This is a genomic window from Propionivibrio limicola, from assembly GCF_009469695.1.
Taxonomy (GTDB): Bacteria; Pseudomonadota; Gammaproteobacteria; order Burkholderiales; family Rhodocyclaceae; genus Propionivibrio; species Propionivibrio limicola.
On record NZ_SSSR01000021.1, the window covers coordinates 44421 to 53683 of the forward strand.

Below are 9263 nucleotides of genomic sequence, written 5' to 3' on the forward strand. Positions count from 1 at the left end.
GCCATGAACGCCCGCCCGCAACTCTGCCTTGGTCATGTCATGCACCGGCGCGTGCGCCCGGTGGTCAATGCTTTCGTCTATCCGGTGTTCTATGTGCACTTGCCGTTGCGCGACCTGGCAGCGGCGGAGTGCGCCGTGTTCTCGGTCGATCGTCGCAACCTGCTGAGTTTCTACCGCAAGGACCACGGCCGGCGCGATGGCAGCCCGCTGTTGCCGTGGATCGAAGGTTTGCTGGCCGAGCAGGGCTTGCCCGCCGACGGCGAAATCGTGCTGCAGACGTTTCCGCGCGTTCTGGGCTACGTCTTCAACCCGGTCAGCTTCTGGTTTTGCCATGACCGGGCCGGCCGGTTGATCGCCATCCTCGCCGAGGTGAACAACACCTTCGGCGGCACGCACAGCTATCTGCTGCATCGGAACGGCGAGCCGCTGGCCGACGGCGAGGAGTTGCGTGCCGAAAAGGTCTTTCATGTGTCGCCCTTCAACACCGTCGAAGGCGGCTACCGCTTCCGCTTCCAGCTCGACTGCGCTGTCCAGAGGGCACACATCGACTACGAGGACGGCAAGGGCGAGCTGCTGCTCACCTGCATTTCCGGCAAGCCGCGGCCATGGTCGGTCGGTGCGTTGCTTGCCGCTTTTCTGCGCATGCCATTCCTGACGCTCGGCGTCATGGTTCGCATCCACTGGCAGGCGTTCAAGCTCTGGATCAAGGGCGTGCCGTTCCTCGGTGTGGCCCCCGCTTCTTCGAACTCCGTTTCCCGTCCCCAACAGGAATCGCCAAAATGAATCAGACGATCAATCATGCACAGGTTCTGCGCGGCGCCGAATCGCTGGCGCGCGACACCCGTACCGTTTTCGGCCTGCTCGAAAAAGTGACCGGCGGCCTGCTTGAAGTCCGTCTGCCGGATGGCTCCGGCGTGCTGTTCGGCGAGGGGGAGAGCGGCGTCACCCTGCAGGTGCACGACGAGCGGATGTTCGGCCGTGTGCTGGCGCGTGGCGACATCGGGCTGGCTGAGGCCTATCTCGACGGCCAGTGGGATTCGTCCGACGTTACCGGGTTGCTCGCGTTGCTCGCCCGCAATCGCGCTGTGCTGTCCAAGGCGATCTACGGTTCCTGGCGGCAACTGCTGGCGGCCCGTCTTCGCCACTGGTTCAACCGCAACAGCCGCGCCGGCAGCAAGCGCAACATCATGGCGCACTACGATCTGGGCAACGACTTTTACCGCCTTTGGCTTGACCCGAGCATGAGCTATTCGTCGGCGATTTTCCGGGCGGAGGACGACGGCTCGCTGCTCGCCGCGCAGCACGCCAAGTACCGGCGCATCCTCGACCGCTTGCAGGCCGCGCCGGGCGAAAAAGTGCTGGAGATCGGCTGTGGCTGGGGCGGGTTTGCCGAAATGGCGGTGCGGCATGGGCTCGATGTGACGGGGCTCACCCTGTCGCCGGCCCAGCTCGCGTGGGCACGAGCGCGCGTGCCGCAGGCCGATCTGCGCCTGCAGGATTACCGCGACATGCGTGAGCGCTTTGACCATGTGGTGTCGATCGAGATGTTCGAGGCGGTCGGCGAACGCTGGTGGCCGACGTATTTCGCCCGGGTCGCTCGGGCGCTCAAGCCGGGCGGCCGGGCGGTGATCCAGTGCATCACCCTGCGCGACGATCTGTTTGCCGCCTATCGGCGCGGTACCGATTTCATCCAGCAATACGTTTTTCCCGGCGGCATGTTGCCGTCGCGCAGCGCCTTCCGGCAGGCCGCCGGGCGGCAGGGGTTGCAGGTTGTCGACGAATTCGCCTTCGGCCTTGATTACGCGCGCACGCTCGCCGAATGGCGCGCCGCCTTCGACGCCAACTGGCCACGGATTGTGGAGCTGGGTTTTGACGATGCCTTCCGTCGTTTGTGGCGCTTTTATCTTTCCTACTGCGAGGCCGGCTTTCTAGCCGGAAATATCGATGTCGTCCAGTTTGAACTTGCGCATCGTTGATCGGCCGGATGAGGCGCTCTTTTATCAGGGTGATCGCCTGATCGGGGTCATCGATTCGCCGGGATTTGCCGCCGCCTTCTTCGCCATCTGGCTCGATGCGCGGACGAGCGCGCCGGAGTTGCGTTCGGCGCTGCTTGGGCGCAAGGAGGCGTGAAATGTCGAACGGCAAGGTGCTGGCTTACGGGGCGCTGGGCCTGCCGCTCGCCTTTGCCGCGCTGCCGATCTATGTCCATGTGCCGCGCTACTACGCCGAAACGGTCGGCATGGAACTGGCGCTGCTCGGCGCAATCCTGCTCGTTGCCCGCTTGTTCGATGCTTTCATCGATCCGTGGCTCGGCTGGCTGGCGGACCGGGTGCCGCGCCGCCCGATGCTGGCGATCTCCCTGCCGCCGTTCGCGCTCGGCTTTATCGCCTTGTTCAACCTGCCACGCGAGTTTTCCGCGCTCTGGCTGCTCGGCTCGTTGGGGCTGACTTACCTCGGCTTTTCGGCGGCCTCGGTGGCCTATCAGGCGTGGGGCGCCGCCGTCGGTGCCGACTCGGCGGAGCGCACCCGGCTGACGGCAGCGCGCGAGGGATTCGGTCTGGTTGGCGTCGTGCTGGCGGCGGCCTTGCCCGGTGTGTTGGCCAGCGATCTGAGCGTTGGCACGGCGCGTCTGGCGTGGGTGTTACCGCCGTTGTTGCTCGTTGCCGCGGCCGCGACTTTCTCGCTGGTGGGGCGAGGCCGGTTTGTTCCGGCGTCGGGCCAGCCGATCGGCCGGAGCTTGCGTCGCGCGCTGAGCGACGCCGATTTTCGTCATCTGCTCGGCGTTTTCGTCGCCAACGGCATTGCCGCGGCGCTGCCGGCCACGCTGTTCCTGTTTTTTGTCGCCGATGTGCTGGGCGCGTCTTCGGCGAGCGGCCCCTTGCTGGCCCTGTATTTCGTCGCCGGGGCCGCCTCGCTGCCGCTGTGGGTGAAACTGGCCGGGCGCGTCGGGCGGGTGCGCGCTTGGGGCGTGGCGATGGTGGTCGCCATGTTGGCGTTCGGCGGTGCCGGTTTGCTCGGCAGGGGCGATGTGGCGGCCTTCGCGGTGATTTGTCTTGCCTCCGGGCTGGCGTTGGGGGCCGATTTGGCGTTGCCGGCGGCCATGGCCGCCGATCTGGGCGAGCGCCAAGGCCAGTCCGGAGCTTGTTTCGGCGTGTGGAATCTCGTCGCCAAGCTCAATCTGGCGCTGGCCGCCGGTCTGGCGCTGCCGCTGCTTGATGTGCTCGGCTACCAGCCGGGCGGCGAAGGTGTCGATTACGGTGAGCACGGGCTGGGCGCCTTGGTCTTTGCCTATGCCTTGCTGCCGTTGGGCTTCAAGCTGCTGGCGGCCGGTTTGCTCTGGCGCTGGCGCGATTCACTGGAGATACGATCATGAAAATGCTGACCGCAACCCTGTTTGCCCTCGGCCTCTCCGCCTGCGCCTCGACCGGCGTCGAGCAATACCAGGCCGAGCAACCGGTGCTCGACCTCAAGCACTACCTGAACGGCACGCTCGACGGGTGGGGGATGTTTCAAGGGCGTTCCGGCGAAGTGAAGAAGCGTTTCCACGTCGTCATCGACGCCAAATGGGACGGCGATACCGGCGTGCTCGACGAGCATTTCGCGTGGTCCGACGGCACGACATCGCGCCGGGTGTGGACGCTGAAACGGCAGCCGGACGGCACCTATCGCGGCACGGCCGACGATGTGATCGGCGAGGCGGTGGGCGAACTGGCCGGCAATGCGTTGCGCTGGCGCTATGTGCTGGCGTTGCCGGTGGATGGCAGGACCTGGCATGTCGATTTCGACGACTGGATGTTCCTGATGGACGACAAGGTGATGCTCAATCGTTCCTACATGTCGAAGTGGGGATTCCGCCTCGGCGAAGTGACGCTCACCTTCGTCAAGCGCTGAAGTGCCGGAAAGGAGTTGGCGATGAACCCGAAAATCGTGGATTGGCAAGGCCGGCGCGTCTGGCTGGTCGGCGCTTCGAGCGGCATCGGTGCGGCGCTGGCGCAGGAGCTTGCCCGGCGCGGCGCCCGGCTGGCGCTTTCCGCGCGGTCGCTCGATAAATTGCAGGCGCTTGGCATCGATCACGCCCTTATGCTGCCGTGCGATGCCACCAATGCGGCGAGTCTGGGCGGCGCGCGTCAGGCTTTGCTGGCGGCGTGGGGCGGCGTCGATCTGGTGGTGTATCTGGCCGGCGATTACGTGCCGATGCGGGCGCAGGATTTCGATCTGGCGCGCGCCGAGCAGGTCATCGCCGTCAATTTCAACGGCGCGATGCGTCTCGCCGCTGCTGTGCTGCCCGACCTGCACGCGGGCGGCGGTATCGCCTTCGTGGCCAGCGTGGCCGGTTATCGCGGCCTGCCCAAGGCGCTCTGCTACGGGCCGGGCAAGGCGGCGTTGATCCATTTTGCCGAGTGCCTGCATCTCGATCTGGAGCCGCAGGGGATCGGCGTATGGGTGATCAATCCGGGCTTCGTGCAGACCCGGCTGACGGCGCAGAACGATTTCGCCATGCCGGCGCTGCTGACCCCGGCACAGGCGGCTGTGGCGGTGGTGGATGGCTTCCGGACAGGATGTTTCGAGATCCATTTCCCCAAGCGGTTTACGCGCGTGCTGAAGTTTTTGTCGCTGCTGCCCTACCGTCTGTATTTCCCGCTGATTCGCCGCGTGACCGGTGGCTGAAATGGATCTCGACCGCTTGATTGCCTTCTTCCACGACCTGACGCCGGAGAGTGTCGGGCGCTTCCCCGAGTTCTACAGCGCCGACGCCTATTTCAAGGACCCGTTCAACGAGGTGCGCGGGGTCGAGGCCATTCAGCGCATCTTCGCGCACATGTTCCGGCAGGTGGATGCGCCGCGCTTTGTCGTCATCGAACACCTCGCCGACGCGAACAACGCCATGCTCGTCTGGGAATTCCGCTTTCGCCCGCGCGGGTGGGGGCGGGGGACGGGGCGCGGCGAGGCGCAGGTCGTGCGCGGTGTCTCGCATCTGAAATTCGACGCGGCCGGCCGGGTGAATTACCACCGCGACTATTGGGATGCGGCCGAGGAGTTGTACATGAAGCTGCCGGTCATCGGCTGCCTCATGCGCTGGCTGCGGAAGAGACTGACGGCGGGACGGTAGGCAGCGCGAGTCTGCGGAGTCTTTGTTTCGCGTCAAAAATCGAGGTCGATTTTCCCCGGCAGGACTTTGACGTCCTTGATCTGTTTTCCGATCTGGTTTTCCGCCCGATAGAGCTCGATCCCTTCGATGCCCGGCAGCACCGCTTTGTTGAGGAACGCGCGGAACAACTCGGTTTCGGCTGGCGAATAGCCGGGCGCCTCAAGCGATAGCAGGGAGAGGTTGGTCGCCAGCAAGGCACCGCTTTCCGCCTGCCATTTCGGCGTCAGGTTGGCGCAAAACGCCACGTCTGTCGTGATCAGCTTCGATCGCGCTGCCGCACAGAAAGTGGCGTACCCATCGAGCAGCGTCAGCTTCGGGTTGAGCAACTGCAGGTTCTTCCGGTTTTTCTCGGCGATCCGTTTCTGAACAAGCTGGTTCACGACTGTTTCAGAAACCTGAAAAGCCATGGCTTTGCCCGCAAGAAGAGCAATTGCAAGGGAAAGGAGGGCGCGAGTGATGTTCATGCGTGTTGCAACGGAAAGATTCGGGAGTGCGGATTATGCGCTCGTCGCTGCATTCGGTCGCAGGTGCATTGGCACAGCATCACGTTGCCGTCGTTTTACATCAGATCAATTGGACTGGCTTGTTACAACGGGGCGAGGGCTGTTTGCCTTGTCCCGCAGTTCTCCGATATCCCGCTTGGGCGGCGCGCCGAAAAGCCGGGTGTATTCGCGGCTGAATTGCGATGGGCTCTCGTAGCCGACCTCGAAGGCGGCGCTCGCTGCATCCAGATTCTCATTCAGCATCAGGCGGCGTGCTTCACTTAGTCGCAGCCACTTCTGATACTGCAACGGGCTCATGGCGGTGAGCTGGCGAAAGTGCTGATGCAGGCTCGACGGGCTCATCTGCACATGGGCAGCGAGGTCTTCGATCCGCAACGGGGCGGTGTAGTTCGTTTTCAGCCAGTCGATGGCCTTGGCGACGCGATGCCCCTGGCTTCCCACCGAGGCGATCTGCCACAGGCGCGCGGCCTGGTCGCTTTTGAGCAGGCGATAGTGGATTTCCCGCTCGATCAGCGGTGCCAGCACCGGGATCGTGTCGGGCTCGTCGAGCAAATCGAGCAGGCGTTTGAAGGCTTCCAGCAAAACAGGGGTGACGGCGCCAAGCCCGATGCCGACGCCCCGCTCGTTGGCATGCGCCGCCGGTAAGGGCAAACCGCCTTGCGCGATCAGCTCCGCCATGATGCGCAGATCGAGCTTCAGGACCAGTCCCAAACACGGCTGATCCGGGCTGGCCGATACGATCTGCGAATTGGCGGGAAGATCAAGCGACGTGATCAGGAGGCGATTGATGTTGTACGGGTAGGCCTCGCCGCCCACCAGCATCTGTTTTTCCCCTTGCACGACAAGCACGATGCTCGCTTCCACGAGGCAAGTGCACGGAGCCATCGGCATCTCGCGCCGGAAGAGGCTGAGGTGTGGAATCGCGGTCGGGCTGTCGGTGTTGCCGACCGTCCGGCCCCCGATGCTGTCGACCATCGCTGCGCGCAGCGCGTCGAGCGTTCCGGCTTCGTGGCGTTCAGCCTGTTCCTGATTCGGCATGGCAATCTCCAAACACATCCTGTCCGAAGAATATCCGCTCGAAGTGCTGATTCCAACCAGAAAACCTCGGCCGTGGAGGATCAGGCAAGAAATGCGGCGGATTTATCTATCGATGCGCGGTCTGGATCGCGAAAAATGCTTCCCTGCATTTACTGAGGACCGCCCCATGGAAAACTTCACCTTCTTCAATCCGACCAAAATCGAATTCGGCACCGGCAAGGAACAGTTGATCGGCCCGCATCTGGCTGAGCACAGCATCAGGAAAGTGCTGCTCTGCTACGGCAGCGAGCGCATCAAGCGCGAGGGGCTGTTCGATGTTGTCAGCCAGAGTCTTGCTGGTAAAGGTATCGAACTCGTCGAGTTCGGCGGCATCGTCAGCAATCCCGTTCTCTCGAAAGTACGCGAAGGCATTGCCCTGGCGCGTGCGCATCAGGTCGATGCCATCCTGAGCGTGGGCGGCGGCTCGGTACTCGACAGCGTCAAGGCGATTGCCGCCGGAGTTCTTTACGACGGCGACGTGTGGGATCTGTTTGTCGGCAAGGCCCGTGTCGAATCGGCGCTGCCGTTGTTCGCCATCCTGACGCTGGCCGCGACCGGCAGCGAAATGAACCCGTCGGCGGTGGTTACCAACGATGAGACCCAGGAAAAGTTTTTCATCTCGGCCGCGCCCCTGTTCCCCAAGGTGTCGATCGTCAATCCGGCGCTGATGCAGGGCGTGTCGCGCGACTATCTCGTGTATTCGGCGTCGGATGTCATCGCCCATCTGATCGAATCGTATTTCACCGCGACTGTGCATCCGACGCTGCCATCGCGCCTGGTCGAATCGCTGATCAACACCGTGATCGAAACGACCGAGGCGTTGCTGGCTGACCCGGCGGACTATGACGCCCGCAGTCAGTTCGCCTGGGCGGCCACCTTGGCGCTGAACGGCCTGACCTACTCGGGCGCCGCCGGTTTCAGCTATCCCAACCACGCCATCGAGCACTCGCTCTCCGCCTTGTTCAACGTGCCGCACGGCGCTGGCTTGTCGGTAGTCGTCCCGGCCTGGATGAAGTGGTTCCGTGAGCGCAACCCGGCGCAGTTCGAACGCTTTGCCCGGAACGTGTTTGGCGTTGAAAGCGGCGAACAGGGCATTGCCGCGCTGCAGGCGTGGTACGACAAGATCGGCACGCCGACGTGTCTGTCGCAACTGGGCATCAAGGAGACCGACCTGGCGGCCATCGTCGAGAACGTACAGAAGAATGTGCGCATCTTCGGCATCGCCGAGACCTATACCCCGGACGTGGTGATGGCCGTTCTCAAAAATGCGCTGTAACCACCATTCGTGAAAGACAGAAGGAAATCCAAATGAGTACGCTGCTTTCCCGCAAGAGATTCCTCCAAAGCGCCATCGTCGCCTGTGTCGCGATGTGCGTCAGCGCCCCCGCCGTTCTGGCGCAGACCAATCCTGCTTCAAACCCGGGCAATACCCTGAACCTGACCCAGGAATGGGACAAGACCTTCCCCAGAAGCGACAAGGTCGACCATCAGAAGGTCACCTTCAAAAACCGCTACGGCATCACCCTGGCCGCCGATCTGTATCTGCCGAAGAACCGTGGCAGTCAACGGCTGGCCGCGCTGGCCGTGGGTGGCCCCTTCGGTGCGGTAAAGGAGCAATCCTCCGGCCTGTATGCGCAGACGATGGCCGAGCGCGGCTTTGTCACGCTTGCCTTCGACGCGTCCTACACCGGCGAGAGCGGCGGCGAGCCGCGAAATGTCGCCTCGCCGGACATCAACACCGAAGACTTTAGCGCGGCCGTGGACTTCCTTGGCCTGCAGGCTTCGGTTGACCGCGAACGCATCGGCATCATCGGCATTTGCGGCTGGGGTGGCATGGCCTTGAATGCCACGGCCGTGGACAAGCGCATCAAGGCCGTCGTCGCCAGCACCATGTACGACATGACCCGCGTCATGTCCAAGGGCTACAACGACAGCGTGACGCTCGAACAGCGCACGCAAGCGCTGGAGCAACTGAGCCGGCAGCGCTGGCAGGATGCGGAAAAGGGCGCCCCGGCCTACCAGCCGCCCTACAACAAACTGAAGGGCGGCGAAGCGCAGTTCATGGTTGATTACCACGACTACTACATGACACCGCGCGGCTACCACCCGCGTGCGGTCAACTCCGGCAACGCCTGGACGCAGACCACGCCGCTGTCCTTCATGAACATGCCCATCCTCAGCTACATCAAGGAGATCTCGCCGCGGCCCTTGTTGTTGATCCATGGCGAGAACGCGCATTCGCGCTACTTCAGCGAAACTGCTTATGCGGCCGCCGCGCAACCGAAGGAACTGCTGATCGTCAAGGGCGCCAATCACATTGACTTGTATGACGACAAGGCGGGCAAGATCCCGTTCGACAAAATGGCGGATTTCTTCGGGAAAAACCTGAAGTAAACAAGGCGCCGGGTAAGCGTTCTGCCAACGCCGTCTTGAAATTGAAACCGGAATCAGGCTGAAGCGTTGTCAGGCGAGGCGATCTGCGTTGCCACGGCCCAAGGCAGGAGTTCGTCGACACGATTGACCGGATGTTCGGC

Annotated in this window: 11 protein-coding genes; 9 read left to right on the forward strand and 2 right to left on the reverse strand. The window is 63.2% G+C overall.

The window, feature by feature from the left end:
• The first annotated feature begins 3 nt into the window (after positions 1 to 3).
• The 7 genes from GH659_RS12730 to GH659_RS12760 are packed head-to-tail and all read left to right on the forward strand — an operon-like array spanning position 4 to position 5110.
• Complete coding sequence (locus GH659_RS12730; RefSeq protein ID WP_153111810.1) at positions 4 to 783, forward strand: DUF1365 domain-containing protein; 780 nt, start codon at positions 4 to 6, stop codon at positions 781 to 783.
• Entirely contained in the window at positions 780 to 1976 is a 1197-nt protein-coding gene (locus tag GH659_RS12735; protein WP_153111811.1) for an SAM-dependent methyltransferase, read from the forward strand. The genes GH659_RS12730 and GH659_RS12735 overlap by 4 nt, the downstream gene beginning before the upstream one ends.
• Positions 1945 to 2130: a chalcone isomerase family protein gene (locus GH659_RS12740; RefSeq protein WP_153111812.1), complete on the forward strand. Its 186-nt coding sequence runs from the start codon at positions 1945 to 1947 to the stop codon at positions 2128 to 2130. Before GH659_RS12735 ends, GH659_RS12740 begins: the two co-directional genes overlap by 32 nt.
• 1 nt (position 2131) lies before the next feature.
• Positions 2132 to 3373 carry an MFS transporter gene (locus tag GH659_RS12745; protein WP_153111813.1) on the forward strand — a complete coding sequence of 414 codons (1242 nt, stop codon included), beginning with the start codon at positions 2132 to 2134 and terminating at the stop codon, positions 3371 to 3373.
• Positions 3370 to 3891 (forward strand): DUF3833 domain-containing protein, encoded by a 522-nt coding sequence (locus tag GH659_RS12750; RefSeq protein ID WP_153111814.1) that lies wholly within the window; start codon positions 3370 to 3372, stop codon positions 3889 to 3891. The genes GH659_RS12745 and GH659_RS12750 overlap by 4 nt, the downstream gene beginning before the upstream one ends.
• Positions 3892 to 3912: 21 nt before the next feature.
• Positions 3913 to 4668, forward strand: coding sequence for an SDR family NAD(P)-dependent oxidoreductase (locus GH659_RS12755; protein WP_153111815.1), 756 nt, complete (start codon positions 3913 to 3915; stop codon positions 4666 to 4668).
• A 1-nt stretch (position 4669) separates the two neighbouring features.
• On the forward strand, positions 4670 to 5110 hold the full coding sequence (locus GH659_RS12760) for a nuclear transport factor 2 family protein (RefSeq protein ID WP_153111816.1): 441 nt from the start codon (positions 4670 to 4672) through the stop codon (positions 5108 to 5110).
• Positions 5111 to 5142: 32 nt separating this feature from the next.
• Here GH659_RS12760 and GH659_RS12765 read toward each other — a convergent pair whose 3' ends face one another.
• On the reverse strand, positions 5143 to 5529 hold the full coding sequence (locus GH659_RS12765; protein WP_153111817.1) for a hypothetical protein: 387 nt from the start codon (positions 5527 to 5529) through the stop codon (positions 5143 to 5145).
• A 189-nt stretch (positions 5530 to 5718) separates the two neighbouring features.
• Positions 5719 to 6690 (reverse strand): AraC family transcriptional regulator, encoded by a 972-nt coding sequence (locus tag GH659_RS12770; protein ID WP_153111818.1) that lies wholly within the window; start codon positions 6688 to 6690, stop codon positions 5719 to 5721.
• A 166-nt stretch (positions 6691 to 6856) separates the two neighbouring features.
• Here GH659_RS12770 and GH659_RS12775 point away from each other — a divergent pair, with 166 nt between their 5' ends.
• The gene (locus GH659_RS12775) at positions 6857 to 8005 is read left to right on the forward strand and encodes an iron-containing alcohol dehydrogenase (RefSeq protein WP_153111819.1); all 1149 of its coding nucleotides are present in this window, start codon (positions 6857 to 6859) and stop codon (positions 8003 to 8005) included.
• Positions 8006 to 8037: 32 nt separating this feature from the next.
• Entirely contained in the window at positions 8038 to 9123 is a 1086-nt protein-coding gene (locus GH659_RS12780; protein WP_153111820.1) for an alpha/beta hydrolase, read from the forward strand.
• Positions 9124 to 9263 lie beyond the last annotated feature (140 nt).